The following is a 20,406-nucleotide window of genomic DNA, read 5'->3' as shown; positions in this document are numbered from 1 at the left end:
AAAAGCACTCTCATTAAAAATCACAGTAATTTTTGACCGCACTTTGAGTAAAATATTGTTTGTCTTCCCAGCGCAACATTGTCATTCTATTGTTCCAAACACACCCGGTATCCAGAGCATAAATATTGGGAGGTGTGGTTTCATCTATCAAACTTGCCCAATGTCCAAATAGAATGGGAATTTCTTGATAAAGCGGATTATTCAAATTAAACCAAGGTGTGAGCTCTTTTGGAGCATCTTTGGGGGGGCGTTTACAAGCAAAATCTAAACGATGATCCCAATAGCAAAAACGCATGCGGGTACAGGCATTAATGGTATAACGCCAACGCTCAATTCCTTGCAAATGAGGCGACCAATGTTCAGGTTGATTGTCATACATTTGTGAAATTAGGTTAACAAAATCACCATGTTGTAAAATCTCTTCCACCTCTCTTGCACAAGTTTTCGCCGTTGTAAGATCCCAATCCGGTGAAATACCGGCATGAACCATCACAAAACCAAGAGTTTCATTGTGTATCAGTAGTGGTTGATGACGAAGCCAGTCAATCAGTTCCTCAAAATCGGGGGCATTAAAAATGGCTTCCACACGATCACGTGGTTTCACATTTTTAATACCAAGTGCGGTCGAAATTAAATGTAAATCGTGATTGCCAAGTACCGTTTGTGCTGCGTTCCCTAGACTTTTAACAAAACGTAAGCATTCTAGGGACTTATCGCCACGGGCCACCAAATCGCCCACAAGGTAAAGTTTATCTTGTGCGGGATTAAATTGAACTCGTGATAATAGAAGTTGTAACTCATCAAAACAACCTTGCAAATCACCGACTAAATAAGTTGCCATTTCTGATTATTTTTTTAAGTGAATTGTGATAATTAAACTATCCGTGAAACTTTTTCATACGCTATTCATTCTGGGATGTATAAGCGCTATTACCTATATTATCGTGAAACCTACATACCGATAATCACACAACCTGTCACAGATTTTGCTTTATCTTGCGCTTGCACCGCTGCATCACGGTTTGCGAATGGTCCTACTCGAACTCGATTCCACTCGCCATTCACCATCACCTGCGCATTAATACCAGACATGACTAAACGACCTTGTAAGTTTTCTGCTTGTGCACGATTTTTAAACGCACCACATTGTAAACCAAAACGTTTACCACCGGTTGTAGCCGCGGTATTTGCTGGTTGAGTTTCCTCGGTTTTTGTTTCAACTTTTTTTGCCGTCTCAATTTTCACCGTTTCCGGCTTTTTCACAGGCTCAGACTTCTTCACAATTTCAGGCGCTTTCTTCACCTCTTGTTTTGGTAGGTCAGCCTTCACTGTTTCCACAGCCCTTTGGGCTTTTTCAGCCTCTTCGGCTTTACGTTTTTCCGCCAATCTGCGTGCTTCTTCTGCCGCTTTTTGTTCTTTTTCCATTTGAATCAGTACTTGGCGCTGTTCTTCCGTTAGGCGCATATTTTTTTCTACACTGGCGGGCTTATCATCCACCGGTACAGTACGGGTTTCTAACGCCTTAATGTAACTCCACACTTCTTCCGGTCGATTAGGTAATACGCTTTTCGGCTGTGTTTTTTCAGGCTGGGTTACCACGGTTGAAACCGGCTCAGGCGTTTTGCTCTTTAAAAAATAAAGTCCGACACCAAAGCCAATTAATACTGCTAAAGCAATACCAATTAATATATTTTTATTTGTTGTCTTCTTTTTCTTATTTGAACCGCGACGAGCGGCAAAATCTCGATGTGCCACAATAAAATCCTAAACATTAAATGATTTCTAAAAATTTTGTAAAACTCGCCAAGTTTACTGAAAAATATTGTGATTTTCTAGCTTAAATCCAGAGGATCTACATCTAAAACCAACCGCACTTGGCTATTTTTTTCCAAATTTGCCTGCCGGTAATCACTTAATGCTTTTTGTAATGCTCTACGAGAGGGGTGTTGCAAAAGCAGTTGCCAACGATATTGTCCCGCTTTTTTGCTAAATGGTGCAGGCAGCGGCTCTAAAATTTGTAACCTTTCAATTTGCTTTGAATGAAAAAAATCTGCGATCCGAATTAAACATTCCTCAGCCTGCTCAGAATCGCGAGCTTGGGCTTTAAACAAGGCTTGAAAGCTAAAAGGCGGTAATCCCATGGTATGGCGTAAACGTAAGGTTTCTTCCGTAAATGCCTGATAGCCTTTCTCTAATAACGTTGTCAATAACGGATGATCCGGATAATGGGTTTGTAATACGACCTCGCCTTGTTTTTCTGCACGACCTGAGCGACCGGAGACTTGCACGTAAAGCTGCGCCAATCGTTCTTCTGCACGAAAATCCAACGAAAACAACGCACTATCCACATTTACTAAGGCAACCAACGTGACATTAGGAAAGTGATGTCCTTTTGCCAACATCTGTGTACCGATTAAAATTTGGCTTTTCCCTTTTTGAATCGCCTCTAAATAGTTTTCCAAGGCGCCTTTTCGAGATGTGCTATCTCGGTCAATACGAGCCACCGAATAAGTAGGGAACTGAGCTTTCAAGGTCTCTTCCAACTGTTCCGTACCAAGCCCTGTTGTGACTAAATGGGGCGAACCACAATCACCACATTGACGTGGGATGTTTTTTTGTGAGCCACAATGATGACAACGCAACACACGTTGATGTTGATGATAGGTATAAGGTTTTTCACAATGGGGACATTGGGCAATCCAACCACATTCGTGGCAAAGCAAAACAGGGGCAAAGCCACGACGATTGAGAAATAATAAAACCTGATTGCCTTTTTCAAGATGATTTTTCATTCTAGCCAATAACGGCTGCGATAGCCCCTGTTGCACTGGCTGATTTTTTAAATCAATAACAAATTGGCGAAGTGCGGTCGTATTGCCGGCTCTTTTTGACAAGGTCAGATGTTTATATTTACCATTTTGGACATTATTAATACTTTCCAAACTGGGTGTTGCCGATCCCATCAACATTGGAATATTCAGTTTTTGAGCAAGCACAATTGCCAAATCACGGGCATGATAACGCCACCCCTCTTGTTGTTTGAAAGAAGCATCATGTTCCTCATCCAAAATAATCGCCCCCAAATTTGCAAATTGTGTAAATAATGCAGATCGCGTCCCAATCACCACCGCACTTTGCCCTGTTTTAGCCCGTATCCACACATTGAACCTTTGGGTATCATTCAGATTGGAATGTAGAACATCAATTTCCACATTAAAACGCTTTTTAAAACGTTGAACAGTTTGTGGTGTAAGCCCTATTTCCGGCACCAACACCAACACCTGTTTGCCGGATTTCAATATTTCTTCAATATATTGCAAATAAATTTCTGTCTTACCGGAACCCGTTACGCCATCCAGCAACCATACGTTAAATTCACGTTGAAACATTAATTGGCTAAATGCTAAAGCTTGCTGTTTATTTAAAGTCAGACGATTATCACTATTTACTAAAGGATTATTGCCTAGAACAGATTGCCAACTTTTTGGTTCCTTTTGAACGGAGATTTCCTTCACAAAATGTTTGCTTTTTAATGCCGACCACACAGAGTAGCTGAAATCTCCCTCCCCTTTTTCTAAGTCCTTTTCCAACAAACATCTCAAAACTTCCGCTTGTTTTTTCGAACGCGTTAATTCACCACGCCATAGGGCGTTTTTTCCCTCATCGGTGATACGCCAAAAAGTGCGGTCATTTTTCACCGCACTTTCACCATGACGTAATTTCACCGGCAATGCTTGAAATAGCACTTCCCCCAATGGAGCTTGATAATAATTCGCTGCCCATAACAACCATTCCCAAGTGGTGAAAGAGAATAAGGAGGTTGAATCTAAAATCGCAATAATTTCCTTTAATTTATCCTTTGGTATCTCCGTGGTTTCCGGCAATTCCACCACAATCGCGACTTTTTTCTGCGTGCCGAAGGGAACAAGTACGCGCGAGCCTACAACCAATGGCATATCATCAGAAACAAGATAATCAAACAAACGGGGAAGCGGCACAGGCAGTGCAACACGGACAATTTTCATAATCACCTTCAGGAAAAAATTTGGCGTATTATACGGGAAAACGAAATGATTTCGTGTATAATCGCCGGCAATTTTACATATTCATTTTGCAATCTAAACGTTATGACACATACCTTTGCCGATCAAAAACGTAAAACCGTAGAAACGGCCGAATTTACCGAAGATGGTCGTTATAAACGTAAAGTGCGTAGTTTTGTGCTACGCACCGGGCGTTTAAGTGAATTTCAAAAAAATATGATGAACGAGCATTGGGGGAGGTTAGGCTTAGATTATCAAACCACCCCTTTTGATTTTGCAAGAATTTATGGTGATACCAATCCGGTGATTTTGGAAATCGGTTTCGGTATGGGGAAATCCTTAGTGGATATGGCTTCTGCCAATCCGGATAAAAATTATCTTGGTATTGAAGTCCATACTCCGGGTGTCGGTGCTTGTATTGCTTATGCCGTAGAGAAAGGTGTGAAAAATCTTCGAGTAATCTGTCACGATGCTACTGAAATTTTACGCGATAGTATTGCGGATAATACATTGGGCGGGTTACAACTCTTTTTCCCCGATCCCTGGCATAAAGCAAAACATCATAAACGCCGTATTGTTCAGCCGCACTTTGTCGATCAAGTGGTGAAAAAACTGGGTGAACAGGGTTTTATTCACATGGCAACGGACTGGGAAAACTACGCAGAACAAATGCTTGAGGTACTCAGCGCCAATACAAATTTATCCAACACATCAGAAAAGGGCGACTATATTCCCCGCCCGAGTTTTCGTCCATTAACAAAATTTGAAGCACGTGGACAACGACTAGGTCATGGTGTTTGGGACTTATTCTTTACGAAGAAATAATTTTTGATTTTATAAAGGCATCAGTGAAATTCTGATGCGCCACATTAATTCCTCGCAACAATTTAAATAGGAGAACCTCAAAATGTCTAAATCTTACAATCAACGTCAACGTAAAAAACTTCATCTTGCCGAGTTCCAAGAATTAGGTTTTTTGGTCAATTTCCAATTTGCCGAAGGCACTTCAATTGAAGCGGTGGATGAAGTTGTTGATCGTTTCATTAGCGAAGTCATTCAACCAAATGGACTCGCTTATGAAGGCAGCGGCTATTTACACTGGGAAGGTTTAGTGTGCTTAGAAAAAATGGGTAAATGTGATGAAAGCCATCGTGAAATCGTAAAAACATGGTTGGAAAACAACGGGTTACAACAAATCGAAATCAGTGAATTATTTGATATTTGGTGGGATTATCCGGTCTCGGAAGGTTAAATTCTTCACATCAAGAAACAGCATAACACTCTTATCTTTTTATGCTGTTTTTTCAAGATTAGCAATATCAGGAATAGTCGAAAAAACGATACTCTTTATGACCGCACTTTGAGAGCAGGGAGTAATGAAAAAGCACCTGTTTAGTTAGGTGCTTTTCTAAGGAAATTAGTTAATGATGAGTTCTGCAACAGTTACTCCAACAAGGCAAGCAACTACAACACCGATCAACCCTGGGATCATAAAGCTGTGATTGAAATAATACTTACCAATTTTTGTTGTTCCTGTTACGTCAAAGTTTACAGTTGCAATATCTGATGGATAGTTAGGGATAAAGAAATAAGCGTAGGTTGCAGGCATTAATCCCACCAAAATTGGTGCGGGGATACCTAAACCAATACCAACGGGGAGTAACATAACAGCCGTTGCAGCTTGGCTATTAATGACCACGGATACTGCAAATAAAGCTAGAGCAAATGTCCAAGGATAGCTTTGTACCATACCTGTGATTGCGACTTTAAATTCAGGCATAGCATACTGAAAGTAAGTATCACTCATCCAAGCGATACCATAAATGGCAATGGCTGCCACCATACCGGATTTAAAGACAACGCCGTTTGGTACAATTTGTGGATTCGTTTTTGTGGCAAGTAAAATAATCCCACCGAAGCATAGCATCATCATTTGGATGATAAGTGACATAGAAATTGGTTTATTGCCTGCAATAGTACGAATATCAGGAATCATTGCGATAGCAACAATAACGACTAAGGCTAATAAGAAAAGATAAACAGATTTCTTTGCACCTTGAGGAAGTGCTTCATTTAAGGTTGTACTCGTGGTATTTAAAATACGATCTCGCCATATAGGGTCTTCTAAACGACGTTGATATTCTGGATCTTGATCTAGCTCTTTGCCACGACGCATACTATATAAGGAAAGCGCAATAGTGCCGGCAAGAGTTGCGGGTACGGTGACACAAATAATATCTAATAAGCTAATATGTTCAAAGCCCGGCATCGCTGTAATTTTACCTAAATAGAAGACTACGGCTGCAGAAAGTGGGCTGGAGGTGATGGCTAATTGGGAGGCAACAGAAGAAGCTGCCATTGGGCGTTCAGGACGAATCTTATTTTTTAGTGCAACGTCACCAATAATTGGCATAATTGTATAAACAGAATGGCCGGTACCTAACATAAAGGTTAAAAAATACACTACTAATGGACCGAGTAAGGTGACTCGTTTAGGATTTTTACGAAGAATTCGTTCTGCGATTTGTAACATAAATTTTAAACCGCCGGCAGCTTCCAGTATGGAAGCACATGTGACTACAGCAAGAATGATGAGCATTACGTCAATTGGGGCTTTTCCTACCGGCATTCGGAATATAAATACTTCAATTGCCAATCCGATACCGGATACCACGCCTAATCCGATACCGCCAAATCGGCTTCCTACGTAAAGCATTAATAACAAGAATAAAAATTCTAAATAAAGCATAAATACCTCAAAAAAGTTAAAAACTGCGCGAATCATACCACTTTTGAGGAATAAGGCTAGAAGATGTTTGTCATTTTACGGGGGATTTTTATACTAAATTTAATTTGGCTTCTAGCTTGTAAGAATAATGTTAGAAAACGGTTTCATTTTTGGAATGAATGTAGTAATGAATAAAAAACATTCAATATTTTTGTTTGGTATTAAATAATATGAACGCTAATTTTGTTCTTAATGATGAATTTCTTTTTATTGAGAATTTCCAAATTTGATATGGATCAATTTATAAAAATATAATTTATAAAGGTTATTTCCCTGTTTATATCAAAAATGTGATCGAGATAACGTTTTTGATGTTTTTTATCCTTATGATTAGTAGTAAAATACTGATGTATCTTGAGTTATCTACTTTATAACCTATTGTTTTGTGAAATGTGCAAAAGGATTTGTTGTGTGTGGATATTCAGTGTTTGCTTAGTCCGGTTATTTTAGCGGGATTAAGTTTGGGGTGGTTATTTAAGGGTGACCTTTATTAATCATAGTGAATGACTTGTAATTTTTACAAGAGGTTGAGATGTTAGACGTTGTTGAACTTTCTCGCTTGCAGTTTGCCTTGACTGCGTTATATCACTTCATTTTTGTCCCTTTAACATTAGGTTTGACTTTCGTATTGGTAATTATGGAAACCACCTATGTTGTAACTGGCAAAGAAGTCTATAAAGATATGACAAAATTCTGGGGTAAGTTATTTGGTATTAACTTTGCCCTTGGGGTGACTACCGGTATCATTATGGAATTCCAATTTGGTACTAACTGGTCTTACTATTCTCATTATGTAGGTGATATTTTCGGTGCGCCATTGGCGATTGAAGCATTACTTGCATTCTTCTTAGAATCAACATTTGTTGGTTTATTCTTCTTTGGCTGGGATCGTTTATCTAAAGGTAAACACTTACTAGCTACATACTGTGTTGCCTTTGGTTCGAACCTTTCTGCAATGTGGATTCTTGTTGCAAATGGTTGGATGCAGAATCCTGTTGCATCGGAATTCAATTTTGAAACTGTGCGTATGGAAATGACAAGCTTTATGGATTTATGGCTAAATCCGGTTGCTCAAAGTAAATTCTTACATACGCTTTCTGCCGGTTATGTAACAGGCTCGTTCTTTGTATTAGGGATTAGTGCATACTATCTATTAAAAGGTCGTGATCTTGGATTTGCAAAACGTTCCTTCTCGATTGCAGCAACCTTTGGTTTTATTGCAGCTATCTCAGTATTAATTCTCGGTGATGAATCAGGTTATGATATTGGTAAAGCACAACCGGTAAAATTAGCAGCGATGGAAGCTGAGTTTGAAACTCAGCCTGCACCGGCTGCGTTTCATATCGCTGCGATACCTAACACAGCTGAAATGAAAAATGATTTCGAAATTAGTGTACCAATGATAGGCGGTATTGTTGCAACTCGTTCTTTTGATAAAGAAATCACAGGTTTAAAAGAACTCCAAGCTTTAAATGAGCAAAGAGTACGCAGTGGTATCGTGGCTTATGATCTTTTCACTCAATTAAAAGCAGAGAAAAAAGCATCGGGTCAAGTGAATCCAGAAACGAGAGCAAAATTTGAAGAAGTGAAAAAAGATCTTGGATTTGGTTTATTACTAAAACGCTATACCGATAAAGTAGTGGATGCGACAGAAGAACAAGTTAAACAAGCTGCACGAGATACTATTCCAAACGTAGGTCCTAACTTTTGGGCATTCCGTGTAATGCTTGCTGTTGGTGGTTTACTTGCCTTATTAGCATTCGGTGCTTTTGTTCAAAATCTACGTAATAAAGTGACTCAAAGTCCATTATTATTAAAAGCATTAGTATGGAGTTTACCTCTACCTTGGATTGCTATTGAATGTGGCTGGTTTTTAGCAGAGTATGGTCGTCAGCCATGGGCAATTTATGAAGTGTTACCGGTGGGCGTATCTGCTTCAAATTTAGGAGTTGGTGATCTTTGGTTCTCTATTGGTTTGATCTGTGCACTTTATATGGCGTTTATCATTGTAGAGATGTATTTAATGTTTAAATATGCACGTTTGGGCCCGAGTGCATTGAAAACCGGCAGATACTACTTTGAACAATCATCTAAATAAGCAGGAGACGAATTATGATTGATTATGAATTTCTACGTTTTATTTGGTGGGTGTTAGTTGTTGTATTATTGATCGGTTTCTCTGTAACTGATGGATTTGATATGGGCGTAACCGCACTTTTACCTGTTGCCGGTAAAAAAGAAGTGGAACGCCGTATTATGATAAACTCAATTGCCCCTCACTGGGATGGTAACCAAGTTTGGTTATTAACAGCTGGTGGTGCGGTGTTCGCGGCATGGCCAATTGTCTATGCGGTATCATTCTCTGGTTTCTATATTGCACTCGTGTTGGTGTTAGCTGCACTTTTCTTCCGTCCAATCGGGTTTGAATATCGTGCAAAAATTGATAACCCGACATGGCGTACAGTATGGGATTGGGGCTTGTTTGCCGGAGGTTTTGTCCCAGCGTTAGTTTTCGGTGTGGCATTTGGTAACTTACTACAAGGTGTTCCATTTGAATTTAACGAAATCGCACAGGTAACTTATACCGGTTCGTTCTTTGCATTATTAAATCCATTTGCCTTGCTATGCGGTGTGATTAGCTTAGCAATGCTTGTAACACACGGTGCAAATTGGCTACAAATGAAAACGACCTCAGAATTAAGAGATCGAGCTCGTGCGATAACCCAAGTTGGTGCATTTGTCACTTTAATCGCGTTTGTTCTTGCTGGGGTGTGGCTATACTTCAAAGAGGGTTATGTTGTCACCAGTACAGTTGATCACTTTGCACCATCTTCTCCTATGGGTAAAGAAGTTGCAGTTGAAACTGGAGCATGGTTCAGAAACTTTAATGAGATGCCTATTTTATGGATTTTCCCTGCATTAGCCATGGCAAGTGCATTATTGAATGTGGTTTTCTCAAAAGCGAATCGTTGTGGATTTGCATTTTTATTCTCCTCATTAACTATGGCTGGCGTGATTATCACTGCCGCAGTTTCTATGTTCCCATTTGTGATGCCTTCAAGCTCACATCCTGAACAAAGTTTGTTAATGTGGGATGCGACATCTAGCGAATTAACGCTTACTTGGATGCTTTTCTTAGCGCTAGTATTTGTGGTTATTTCCCTTGCTTATACCATTTGGTCATACATTAAAATGTTTGGTCGTTTGGATGAGCGTTTTGTGGAAGAAAACACAAACTCATTATACTAAAGGAGATATGAGATGTTATATATAATTTGGGTAGTGGGTATTTTAGCGGCAATTTTTGCAAGCGTTAAAGTCACAAAAAACAAAGAAAATTTAGGGCAATTTGACGAATAATGATTCAGTTTCTCTATCAATATGTTAACAAGGGTTCGTTTAGAACCCTTTCATTTATCTTAGCGATTATCTTGACGCTTGTCTTTCTGTTTAATTTCAATCAGTTTTCTACTCAATTAAGAACAGCTAACCCGTTCCTAGTTCTTTTCATTCTATGGGGGGTAGTTTGCGCATGGATTCACGGAATTGGCTTTGAGATTAAGCACACTTTTTGGAAAGCGATATTTTCCCCTTATTTGGGCTATTTCTCGTTTTTATCCTTAATAGTTTTACATTATTCATAAATTCGATCTTGCCTATTTGAAAGTACTTGCGAATAGTAGGATCTGACTCTAAAATACGCAACCTTAGGTTGTTGAATAAGGAAAATCGTGTGGATTCAAGGATCTTTCGTTTCCCGGTTCGGGTGTATTATGAAGATACAGATGCAGGTGGAGTGGTTTATCACGCACGTTACCTGCATTTTTTTGAACGTGCAAGAACAGAGTATCTAAGAAAGCAGAATTTTTCTCAACAAATATTATTACAGGAACAACAAGCAGCGTTCGTTGTCAAATCAATGGCAATTGACTATTGCATTCCGGCAAAATTGGATGATTATCTTATTGTTGAAACAGAAGTCACCGCAATAAAAGGGGCTACAATCCTTTTTGAGCAGCGACTAGTACGAGAAACAATAATTCTATCGAAGGCTACTGTAAAAGTAGCCTATGTTGATCTTGGAAAAATGAAACCGGTGGCAATTCCAACTGAAATAAAATCCGCCTTTTCAAACAATATAACTTTCTCGGAGTAGGTGATGACCGCAGAATTAAATTTTTTAGATCTTTTTCTAAAAGCAAGTATCGTTGTACAGCTTGTCATTGTGATTTTAATTTTATTTTCTATTATATCTTGGGCAATTATTATTCAACGTAGTCGTGTATTGAGAAACGCACTAAAGGAAGCAAATGCTTTCGAAGATAGATTTTGGTCTGGCGAGGATCTTAATAAATTGTATGAAGGTCTATCTAATCGTCGTGATTTATTATCTGGTAGCGAACAAATTTTCTTTGTCGGCTTTAAAGAGTTTTCACGTTTAAAACAAGTGAATGCAGATGCGCCTGAAGCCATTATTAAAGGAACAACCCGTGCGATGAATTTAGCGATGAATCGTGAGGTTGAGGCTCTTGAAAGTCGAGTTCCATTTTTGGCAACCGTCGCTTCCGTTAGCCCTTATATTGGCTTATTTGGAACAGTGTGGGGGATCATGCACGCATTTATGGCATTAAGTGGTGCAAAACAAGCGACTTTGCAAATGGTTGCACCAGGTATTGCAGAAGCTTTAATTGCAACAGCAATTGGCTTATTTGCAGCGATTCCTGCCGTAATGGCCTATAACCGTTTAAGTTTACGTGTGAATGCGATTGAACAAAATTATGGTAACTTTATTGATGAATTTACTACGATTTTACATCGCCAAGCCTTTGGTAAAGCGCCTAATTCCCATTAAAATAATAGGGAAATCAACCGTACTTTAGGAAAGTGCGGTCATTTTTAGCAAAATTTTAGAGGAAAATATGGCTCGTCGTCCACGTAAAGAGATCAAATCTGAAATTAATATTGTTCCGTTCTTGGATGTATTGCTTGTACTTGTGCTAATTTTCATGGCAACAGCCCCTATCATTAGTCAAAGTGTGCAAGTTGAACTTCCGGATTCGGTTCAAAGTCAAAATGTATCAAATGAAGATAAAACGCCTGTTATTTTGGAAGTTTCCGGCATAGGTCAGTATGCCCTTTCTATTGCTGGAAACCGTCAAGAAGGATTGACAGAAGAAATGGTAACACAACTATCAAAACAAGAATTTGATAAAGATAATAATACGATGTTTCTTGTTGGAGGAGCAAAAGAAGTGCCTTATGAGGAAGTCATTAAAGCGTTGAATTTACTTCATTTGGCAGGTATTAAATCTGTTGGTTTAATGACAAATCCAATTTAATCGAGTAGGTAAAACGTGCAGAATAATCGACAAAAAAAAGGAGCGAATGCGTTTGTCATTTCGATTCTTATGCACCTTGCTTTATTTGGGCTGTTGATTTGGAGTTCTTTCTATCAAACTGTTGAAATTATGGGCGGTGGTGAAGGTGATGGCGAAGCGCTAGGTGCAGTCATGGTTGATACCGGTAATGCTGCGCAAGAATGGGGACGCATCCAACAGCAGAAAAAAGGTCAAGCCGATAAACAAAAAAAGTCTGAGGCTGTTGTTGAAGAAAAACCGACGGTAGAACAAGAAGACATTCGTCAACAAGAAATTGCTAAACAAGAAGAGCTAAAACGCCAACAGGAAATTCAGCGTCAAAGAGAAATTGAGCGTCAGAAACAAGAAGCAGCGGAAAAACAAAAACAGCTAGAAATAGCCCATCAGGAAGCTTTAAAAAAGCAGGCGGAAGAGGCTAAGGCAAAACAGATGGCTGAAGCCGCCAAGTTAAAAGCAGAAGCAGAGGCCAAACGTTTAGCGGTGGCGGCAAAACAGGCGGAAGAAGAAGCGAAAGCAAAAGCCGAGAAGGCAGCGGTAGAAAGAGCAAAAAAACAGGCTGAAGAAAAAGCCAAAAAACAAGCAGAAGAAAAACAAAAAGCCGAATTAGAAGCGAAAGCGGCTGCTGAAGCTGCAGCAAGACGGAAGACCGATCAGGCTGCTTTAGATGATTTTATGAATGGCGGTAATATTGGTGGCGGTAGTGCTTCTAAAGGTGGTAATGCCAATAAAGGAGGCTCGCAAGGCAGTGGGGCTGGATTAGGTGCTGGTGACGGAGGCAAAGTGGGTGATCAGTATGCAGGTGTCATTAAAAGAGAAATTCAGCGTCGTTTCTTAAAAGATCCTAGTTTTGCCGGTAAAGTTTGCCGTATCAAAATTCAGTTAGGCAGAGATGGTACGATTTTGGGGTATCAGAAAGTATCAGGTCCGGAAGATATTTGTACAGCTGCGTTAAGTGCTGTTGCAAGAACAAAAAAAGTTCCTGCTGCACCGTCAGATGCTGTGTACAATAAATATAAAGCACCAATTATTGATTTTGATATTAAGTAATTAATTTTTGGAAAGTATTAATCAGTTTACTCAAGGGTAACAAAATGAAATTAATTAAAAAGCTTTTAGGCGCGTTTGCAATCGTTCTTGCTTTCGTAGGTAATGCTGTCGCAGAAGATGAAGTTCGTATTGTGATTGATGAAGGTGTTGATGGTGCTCGTCCAATTGCAGTCGTGCCATTTGCAGGATCTGCACCTGAAGATATTGGTAAAATTGTTGCGGATGATTTACGTAATAGTGGTAAATTTAATCCGATTCCCGTGGCTCAAATGCCTCAAAAACCGACTTCTGTGTCTGAAGTCAATCCGGAAGCTTGGAGTGCTTTAGGTATTGATGCTGTTGTTGTAGGACAAGTAACAGCGACCGGTAGTGGTTATAATATTTCTTATCAGCTTGTTGATACGGTTGGGGCATCTGGTAATGCGGGTTCAGTACTTGCCCAAAACAGCTATACTGTGACAAATAAGTGGCTACGTTATGGTGCACATACTGTTAGTGATGAAGTGTTTGAGAAATTGACTGCTATTCGTGGGGCTTTCAGAACACGTATTGCCTACGTGGTGCAAAAAAATGGTGGCTCACAACCCTATGAGGTTCGTGTAGCTGACTATGATGGGTATAATCAGTTTGTTGTAAATCGCAGTTCACAACCTATTATGTCTCCTGCTTGGTCACCTGATGGTAAACGTCTAGCCTATGTTTCTTTCGAGAATAAGAAATCACAATTAGTCGTACAAGATTTGGGTTCCGGTGCTCGTAAAGTGGTTGCTTCATTTCCTGGACATAATGGTGCGCCTGCGTTCTCTCCTGATGGATCTCGCTTAGCTTTTGCTTCGTCACAAGATGGTGCATTGAATATTTATGTGATGAGTTCAAATGGTGGTTCAGCAACTCAGTTAACACGAGGGGTAGGAAATAATACTGAACCTTCATGGTCACCGGATGGGAGCTCTATTTTATTCACTTCTGATAGAAGTGGTTCACCTCAAGTATATCGCATGAGTGCAAATGGTGGTGGAGCAACGCCTGTAGGTGGTCGGGGTAGTGCTCAAATCAGCGCTGATGGCAAAACACTTGTCATGATTAATGGTAATAACAATGTTGTTAAACAGGATCTTACAACAGGTGCTTCTGAGGTTTTAAGTACATCTTTCTTAGGGGAAAGTCCAAGTATCTCTCCTAATGGTATTATGATTATTTATAGTTCTACCCAAGGATTAGGAAAGGTGCTACAATTGGTTTCTGCAGATGGTCGCTTTAAAGCGAGTCTTCCAGGAAGTAACGGCCAAGTGAAATTTCCAGCTTGGTCGCCATATTTAACTAAATAAAAATGTAATTAGGAGAATCTAATGAACAAATTTGTTAAATCATTATTAGTTGCAGGTTCTGTCGCTGCATTAGCAGCATGTAGCTCTTCTAACAATGATGCAGCTGGTAACGGCGCAACAAGTGGTCAAACTTTCGGTGGTTACTCTGTTGAAGATCTTCAACAACGTTACAACACCGTGTATTTCGGTTTTGACAAATACAATATTGAAGGTGAATACGTTCAAATCTTAGATGCTCACGCAGCATACTTAAATGCAACACCTGCATCAAAAGTGGTTGTTGAAGGTAATACTGACGAACGTGGTACACCTGAGTACAACATTGCTTTAGGTCAACGTCGTGCAGATGCAGTTAAATCTTTCTTAGCTGGTAAAGGTGTAGAAGGTAGTAAAGTTTCAACCGTTTCTTATGGCGAAGAAAAACCAGCTGTTTTAGGTCATGATGAAGCTGCGTATTCTAAAAACCGTCGTGCAGTATTAGCATACTAATTGTTAAAGAAATTTTAATTTCAAAAGGCAGAAATTCAGATCTTCTGCCTTTAGTTTTTTGTTCATATACCCAACAAATTGTTGCTTGTTTATCCAATAAGTATTAAAAGCTAAAAAAATTCTTGCATTGAAAAATAAAATCAGTAACATTACAGAAAATAATCAGTGACCTAGGGTCGTTAGCTCAGTCGGTAGAGCAGCGGACTTTTAATCCGTTGGTCGAAGGTTCGAATCCTTCACGACCCACCATCTAGCCTTAGAATTACGATAAAGAGTAAATATCTTATTAATAAAGATTGTAAGGTTGGGTTAAATATTTAAGCTCATTATTCACTAATTAATATTCCTAAATATAGCACACACTATTCAACCTACTAATTCTTTGCTTAATAAGTATCAATACAGCAATAGCTATTTAATCAGTAAAGACAACTATTCATCTAGCAACATTCTAATAGCACGAGTACTTCGTAGTGTGCCGTATTAGGAAACATATCAAACAGTTGAATTCTCGTTGGGTTATAATGTGTAAGATATTGTAAATCTTTGCTCATTGAAACGGCATGACAGCTAGAATATAAAATAAAATGCGGTTTCATATTATTGAGAAATTCACTTAATTGTTGACCAATACCACGACGGGGTGGGTTAACAATAACTAAATCAGGTTTAGTTTCATGTTGATTCAAAGTAAAATTTGCTGCATCTAAAGATTGAAATTTTATTCTCTTCATACCCAATGCTTGGGCAGACATTTTTGCTGCAAAAATAGCGGAGGAAGAAATCTCGATCCCTGTAAGTTCAATAGGCGATGATGTTGCTTCTTGTAAAGCTTTTACACAATGTAAACCAAATCCCCCAACACCACAAAATAAATCCCATACTTTTGATATAGGTAATCCCTTAACCCATTGTTGTGCTGTAGCATAAAGTCCCGAGGCAACATGAGGATTAGTTTGAAAAAAGCCTTGGGGACGAATAAAAAGTGGCACATTGTTAAAATTTTCCAGTAGATACTGCTCCTCGGTTAAAAAGATTTCTTTTTCACCTTCTAAAATGGCAGCATGCTGAGGCTGTAAATTAACACTCACGACTTCAAGTTGTGGCAATTTAGTTAAAAGTGCTTTTAGTTCACGCTGAATTAATGGTAATTTATTTTCGGAGCGCAACACAAACCGTAACATCAATTTTCCTGTTGCCGTGCTTTCGGTGAGTAAGATATATTTTAGCTCACCCTTTCGCTTTTCTACGTTATACGGCACCAACCCTGCACGCCCAATAAAATCCTTAATAATAGGAAAAACTGCACTAAAACTTATAGGATATAAAGGGCAATCGCATAAATCGACTGAACTTTGAGAATTACCCAAAATAGGCTTTTCTACCGCGCCACTGACCACCATTTTGGCTTTATTACGAAATACGGTTTGTGAGGATTGAAAAGGCCGCTCCCAAACTACATTATCACAGTTTAAAGAGGCGAGTTGATCCTTAAGATGGGCTATCTTTTCAGAAATTTGTCGCTCATAAGGCATTTCAAGCCATTGACATGAGCGACAGTCTCCCTTTTGATAATGATGGCAGTGAATCATATTTTTTGGGCTAACCATTCTTGTTGAAGTGCGGTCAGTTTTTCATGATTTTCTAACCAGCGCGAAGTTTTCGTCAATTCTTCCCAGGTGAGGGAGTTTGTCTTAAAGAGGGTATTTAAACGAGTTTGCCGTTGAGCAAGGTGAGGTTGATTTTCTGTCAGTTTCAAATTATCAAGAACTTGAATCACTCCTTTCCGTTCATTACAAAGCAATAATAAATCACAACCGGCATTCAATGCTTTTTCACTCCGTTCAACAAAATCCCCCATAAATCCTGCTCCTTTCATCCCAAGATCATCTGAAAAAATCGCACCTTTGAAGTTTAATTGCCCACGTAAAATATCTTTTAACCAATATTCTGAGCCGCTCGCCGGTTGGTTATCACATTGTGAGTAAATAACATGTGCTGGCATAATCGCGTCCAGTTTTTTCTGTCGGATTAATTGTTGAAAAGGTTGAATATCTTGACTAAAAATCTCCGTTTGAGAGCGTTCATCATAAGGTGTCTCTAAATGAGAATCAGCCAACACATGACCGTGTCCGGGAAAATGTTTCCCCGTTGCTGCCATGCCTACTTCATGCATACCCTCAATAAAAACACTCGCTAAACTGACCGCACTTTGAACATCACTTGTAAAACTACGATCACCAATAGCTCGGCATTCATGACCTAAATCTAAAACGGGGGCAAAGCTTAAATCAATATCAAGTGCAATCATTTCTGCTGCCATTTGCCAACCGGTTTCACGTGCCCAAGTTTGCTGTTGAAGTGAATTCTTGGATAATTGTGCAAAAGCCTGCATTGCCGGTAATTGCGTAAAACCTTCTCGAAAGCGTTGTACCCGTCCACCTTCTTGATCAACAGTAATTAATAATGGTTTTTTTACACGTTTACGAACCGATGCTATAAGATATTGAATTTGTTCACGATTATAAAAATTGCGTGTAAACAAAATTATCCCAGCTACCAAAGGATGAGACAATAACTCCACTTCCTCTTGGGTCAGTTCATAGCCTTCAAGATCAATTAATAATGTAGACATAATTTATTGTAAATAAAGACGATAATTTGTACTTTCCGGTGTTGGTTTAGCAAGCTCAATAGACTTTTGTTCTTGTGCTTGTAGATATAGATTACCCATCATACTTTCACGCTGCTGTTCCCAAACTTGTGTCACCCCCTGTTCGTTATACCAGAAAAGGTGATAATTCACATTTATAGGTTGAATACTTTTATTTTTTACCCAAGCTGAATTGAAGTCTGTTTTAACTTCGACTAAGGGCGAAAGGTCGGCAGTGATATTCAAAATCGGACGGTTTGTATGAACTAAATTCGGTACAGGGCTTGAGCAGGCTGCGAGCATACAAAGCATCAGTGCTATCAGTAATCTTTTCATGATTTGTCCAACATTTTTCCAAGGGGTTCACCACCAACAAGGTGCATATGAATATGGAACACCTCTTGCCCACCATGTTTATTACAATTTACGATGAGTCGATACCCCCCTTCCGCTATTCCTTCCTGTTTAGCCAATTTTGCTGCCACGGTAAATAAACGCCCAAGAGAAACTTCATCTTGCTCAGTAACATCATTTACAGTTGGAATTAATTTATTGGGAACGATTAAAATATGAGTTTTTGCTTGTGGAGAGATATCACGAAATGCTGTCACAAGCTCATCTTGATAAACAACATTCGCCGGAATTTCTTTACGAATAATTTTACTAAAAATCGTTTCTTCTACCATAGGATTTCCTTTCATCAATGAAAAAATGCGGTTAAAAACTACCGCACTTTTTATCAAAAATTAAATTGAATTGCAATTTACCTTTGCCATCAAAAAGCCTATGAGAGCATAGGCTTTAATCATTAATTTTCGTCTTCTTGTTTAATAAAAGATTCATTTATTTCAATTTGAGCCTTATCACGTAAGGCCTGTAAAAGTTGCGCACGTAGCTCCACCTGACGAGCTTGGTTTAGTTGAGTACCAAATTGCGCTAATTCTTCCTTATTTAATGAACCTTGTTCTACCTTCTCAAGTGCCACCACAATCACATCGCCTTTACTATTACGTGCCACTTTATAAGAGACCTTTCCCTGTTCAGGCTTTTCCATCGAAAAAATGCCATTGATTAAAATCGGATCTTGAGTTTCAGCAAAACTGAAAGTTTGTGCTGGCGAGAAAGTCATTCCCTCCGGCAATTTATTCGGATTTGCAGGAAGAGCATCTACCCATTGTGTTGCTGTTGCTATTAAAGCGTTTTCTGCTTTCTCACGTTTTAAGAACGTTTCGATATCTGTTTTTGCTTCCTCGAACACTTTTACGCCTTCCGCCTTATGATCTAATACACGAACTAAAACGAAATGCTGTTCACCCACGTTCAATGGTTCTGAATTAACGCCCCCATTGGAAATATCCGACTCAAACATCGCAGAAACCACATTAGGGAAATTTAACTCAGCCGGTATATTTTGACGAGAAAAATAACCGCTTTCTTGAATTTTCACCCCTGCTACTTTCGCTGCGCCTTCTAAAGATTTACTGTCCTCAAAGGCTTTTTCACTCATATTTTTTTCAATCGAATAAAAATGATTTTCTAATAAGGAGCGGCGCACGAGATCGGCAACGTGTGTTTTTACCTCATCCAATGTTTTCTCTTTCCGCTCTTCTACTAAGATAAGGTGAAAATTGCCATCAACATTCACCGGTTCACTATATTTCCCTACAGGAAGTACGAGTGCGGCTTCTTCAAAAGCTTTCGGCAATTCATTTGTATTAATCCAACCAAGATCCCCCCCGTTTTCGCCTGAAATTTTATCCAATGAATGCACTTTGGCTAGCTCTGCAAAATTTGCTCCATTTTGTAATGCTTGATAGGCTGACTGTGCGTCTTTTTCATTAGCGAATTGTATATGTGCTAAACGCTGAGACATAAATTGCGCTTTATTGTCTTGATAATATTGTGCAATCTCAACATCACTTACCTTAATACCTTTTGATACATCAGCACCGGAAACCTCAATATATTGCACTTTGACTTGCTCAGGTTGAACAAAGTTTTTTTGATTTGCCTCATAGTAGACTTTAATCTCCTCTTCAGATACATTTTGCTTTTCCATTGCCTCTGAAAGAGATAAGGTCGCTAAACGTGCTACACGTTTTTGGAAGAAAACCTGTGCATTATCTTTAACTTGGACAGGCACCACAAATTCGCTGTCCGCAATGCCTTTTTGCATTTGTTCTAGCGTGAGGGCAGCACGTAGAATACTTGCATAAGCATCCGAACTTAAACGATTTTGCACAAGGATTTGTTGGTATAAAGCATTATCAAATTTACCATTAGATTGAAAATTAGGATCAGAAACAATAGCACGCTTAATCATCTCATCACTGACACTTAATTTCAGTTCTTTTGCATACTGACGAAGCAACTCTTGATCCACTAAACCTTCAATTAAGCCTTGGCGCAAAGCATTAACAAACACAGGTGAATCAGATTGGGTTAAAAAAGATTCGCCCTCTTGTGCCGCACGTGCTTCAAATTCTTGATTATAACGCTCCATAAAATACTGCTGAGAAATAGTCTCACCATTAACTTTAGCTGCATAGGTATCGTTTGTGCTAAACAAATAACCGGACATTCCCCCGACTAAAAACGAAACAGTAATTAGCCCGAGAATAAACTTAGCAATCTTGGTGTTTGCCACACCATGCATTTTTTCAATCAACATACTTACCCT

General features: G+C 39.2%; 20 protein-coding genes and 1 tRNA gene. 12 read left to right on the top strand and 9 right to left on the bottom strand.

Annotated features, from left to right (window positions below; all coding sequences use genetic code 11):
* Nucleotides 1-13: 13 nt before the first annotated feature.
* From apaH to priA, 3 genes are all read right to left on the bottom strand, one after another.
* On the bottom strand, nt 14-841 hold the full coding sequence (gene apaH, locus BKK54_RS09560; protein WP_077542853.1) for a bis(5'-nucleosyl)-tetraphosphatase (symmetrical) ApaH: 828 nt from the start codon (nt 839-841) through the stop codon (nt 14-16).
* 110 nt (nt 842-951) lie between these two features.
* Nucleotides 952-1,755, bottom strand: coding sequence for a cell division protein FtsN (gene ftsN, locus BKK54_RS09555; RefSeq protein ID WP_077542852.1), 804 nt, complete (start codon nt 1,753-1,755; stop codon nt 952-954).
* A 77-nt stretch (nt 1,756-1,832) separates the two neighbouring features.
* The gene (priA, locus tag BKK54_RS09550; RefSeq protein WP_077542851.1) at nt 1,833-4,025 is read right to left on the bottom strand and encodes a primosomal protein N'; all 2,193 of its coding nucleotides are present in this window, start codon (nt 4,023-4,025) and stop codon (nt 1,833-1,835) included.
* 102 nt (nt 4,026-4,127) lie between these two features.
* On the opposite strand from priA, the gene trmB reads away from it, so the two are divergent.
* Together trmB and BKK54_RS09540 are read left to right on the top strand one after the other, a co-directional pair.
* A complete protein-coding gene (gene trmB, locus BKK54_RS09545; protein ID WP_077542926.1) occupies nt 4,128-4,868 on the top strand; it encodes a tRNA (guanosine(46)-N7)-methyltransferase TrmB in 741 nt (246 codons plus the stop codon).
* An 82-nt stretch (nt 4,869-4,950) separates the two neighbouring features.
* Entirely contained in the window at nt 4,951-5,295 is a 345-nt protein-coding gene (locus BKK54_RS09540) for a YggL family protein (RefSeq protein ID WP_077542850.1), read from the top strand.
* 165 nt (nt 5,296-5,460) lie between these two features.
* On the opposite strand, the gene BKK54_RS09535 is transcribed toward BKK54_RS09540, so the two are convergent.
* A complete protein-coding gene (locus BKK54_RS09535; protein ID WP_077542849.1) occupies nt 5,461-6,792 on the bottom strand; it encodes an anaerobic C4-dicarboxylate transporter in 1,332 nt (443 codons plus the stop codon).
* Nucleotides 6,793-7,363: 571 nt separating this feature from the next.
* Between BKK54_RS09535 and BKK54_RS09530 the strand changes: the two genes are divergently transcribed.
* From BKK54_RS09530 to BKK54_RS09485, 10 genes are all read left to right on the top strand, one after another.
* Complete coding sequence (locus BKK54_RS09530; RefSeq protein ID WP_077542848.1) at nt 7,364-8,929, top strand: cytochrome ubiquinol oxidase subunit I; 1,566 nt, start codon at nt 7,364-7,366, stop codon at nt 8,927-8,929.
* Between the two features lie 14 nt (nt 8,930-8,943).
* The gene (cydB, locus tag BKK54_RS09525; RefSeq protein WP_077542847.1) at nt 8,944-10,080 is read left to right on the top strand and encodes a cytochrome d ubiquinol oxidase subunit II; all 1,137 of its coding nucleotides are present in this window, start codon (nt 8,944-8,946) and stop codon (nt 10,078-10,080) included.
* 110 nt (nt 10,081-10,190) lie between these two features.
* Nucleotides 10,191-10,475, top strand: coding sequence for a cyd operon protein YbgE (gene ybgE / locus BKK54_RS09520; protein WP_077542846.1), 285 nt, complete (start codon nt 10,191-10,193; stop codon nt 10,473-10,475).
* An 89-nt stretch (nt 10,476-10,564) separates the two neighbouring features.
* Nucleotides 10,565-10,987 (top strand): tol-pal system-associated acyl-CoA thioesterase, encoded by a 423-nt coding sequence (ybgC, locus tag BKK54_RS09515; RefSeq protein ID WP_077542845.1) that lies wholly within the window; start codon nt 10,565-10,567, stop codon nt 10,985-10,987.
* 3 nt (nt 10,988-10,990) lie between these two features.
* A complete protein-coding gene (gene tolQ / locus BKK54_RS09510) occupies nt 10,991-11,683 on the top strand; it encodes a protein TolQ (protein WP_077542844.1) in 693 nt (230 codons plus the stop codon).
* A 67-nt stretch (nt 11,684-11,750) separates the two neighbouring features.
* Entirely contained in the window at nt 11,751-12,170 is a 420-nt protein-coding gene (gene tolR, locus BKK54_RS09505) for a colicin uptake protein TolR (protein ID WP_077542843.1), read from the top strand.
* Nucleotides 12,171-12,185: 15 nt separating this feature from the next.
* Complete coding sequence (gene tolA / locus BKK54_RS09500) at nt 12,186-13,256, top strand: cell envelope integrity protein TolA (RefSeq protein WP_077542842.1); 1,071 nt, start codon at nt 12,186-12,188, stop codon at nt 13,254-13,256.
* A gap of 44 nt (nt 13,257-13,300) precedes the next feature.
* The gene (gene tolB / locus BKK54_RS09495; RefSeq protein WP_077542841.1) at nt 13,301-14,584 is read left to right on the top strand and encodes a Tol-Pal system beta propeller repeat protein TolB; all 1,284 of its coding nucleotides are present in this window, start codon (nt 13,301-13,303) and stop codon (nt 14,582-14,584) included.
* A gap of 21 nt (nt 14,585-14,605) precedes the next feature.
* Entirely contained in the window at nt 14,606-15,073 is a 468-nt protein-coding gene (gene pal, locus BKK54_RS09490) for a peptidoglycan-associated lipoprotein Pal (RefSeq protein ID WP_077542840.1), read from the top strand.
* Nucleotides 15,074-15,246: 173 nt separating this feature from the next.
* Nucleotides 15,247-15,322 (top strand) — tRNA-Lys (locus tag BKK54_RS09485).
* Between the two features lie 191 nt (nt 15,323-15,513).
* Here the strand turns inward: BKK54_RS09485 and rlmC are convergent.
* The 5 genes from rlmC to BKK54_RS09460 all read right to left on the bottom strand — a co-directional run bounded on the left by rlmC (nt 15,514) and on the right by BKK54_RS09460 (nt 20,397).
* Nucleotides 15,514-16,665: a 23S rRNA (uracil(747)-C(5))-methyltransferase RlmC gene (gene rlmC, locus BKK54_RS09480; protein ID WP_077542925.1), complete on the bottom strand. Its 1,152-nt coding sequence runs from the start codon at nt 16,663-16,665 to the stop codon at nt 15,514-15,516.
* Entirely contained in the window at nt 16,662-17,708 is a 1,047-nt protein-coding gene (nagZ, locus tag BKK54_RS09475) for a beta-N-acetylhexosaminidase (protein WP_077542839.1), read from the bottom strand. The genes rlmC and nagZ overlap by 4 nt, the downstream gene beginning before the upstream one ends.
* A 3-nt stretch (nt 17,709-17,711) precedes the next feature.
* Nucleotides 17,712-18,062, bottom strand: coding sequence for a YcfL family protein (locus BKK54_RS09470; protein ID WP_077542838.1), 351 nt, complete (start codon nt 18,060-18,062; stop codon nt 17,712-17,714).
* On the bottom strand, nt 18,059-18,412 hold the full coding sequence (gene hinT, locus BKK54_RS09465; protein WP_077542837.1) for a purine nucleoside phosphoramidase: 354 nt from the start codon (nt 18,410-18,412) through the stop codon (nt 18,059-18,061). Before hinT ends, BKK54_RS09470 begins: the two co-directional genes overlap by 4 nt.
* Nucleotides 18,413-18,534: 122 nt before the next feature.
* On the bottom strand, nt 18,535-20,397 hold the full coding sequence (locus BKK54_RS09460) for a SurA N-terminal domain-containing protein (RefSeq protein WP_077542836.1): 1,863 nt from the start codon (nt 20,395-20,397) through the stop codon (nt 18,535-18,537).
* Nucleotides 20,398-20,406 lie beyond the last annotated feature (9 nt).

The sequence above is a fragment of the Rodentibacter genomosp. 1 genome (assembly GCF_001999285.1).
Classification (GTDB): Bacteria; Pseudomonadota; Gammaproteobacteria; order Enterobacterales; family Pasteurellaceae; genus Rodentibacter.
This window is presented reverse-complemented; position numbering and strand designations above follow the sequence as displayed.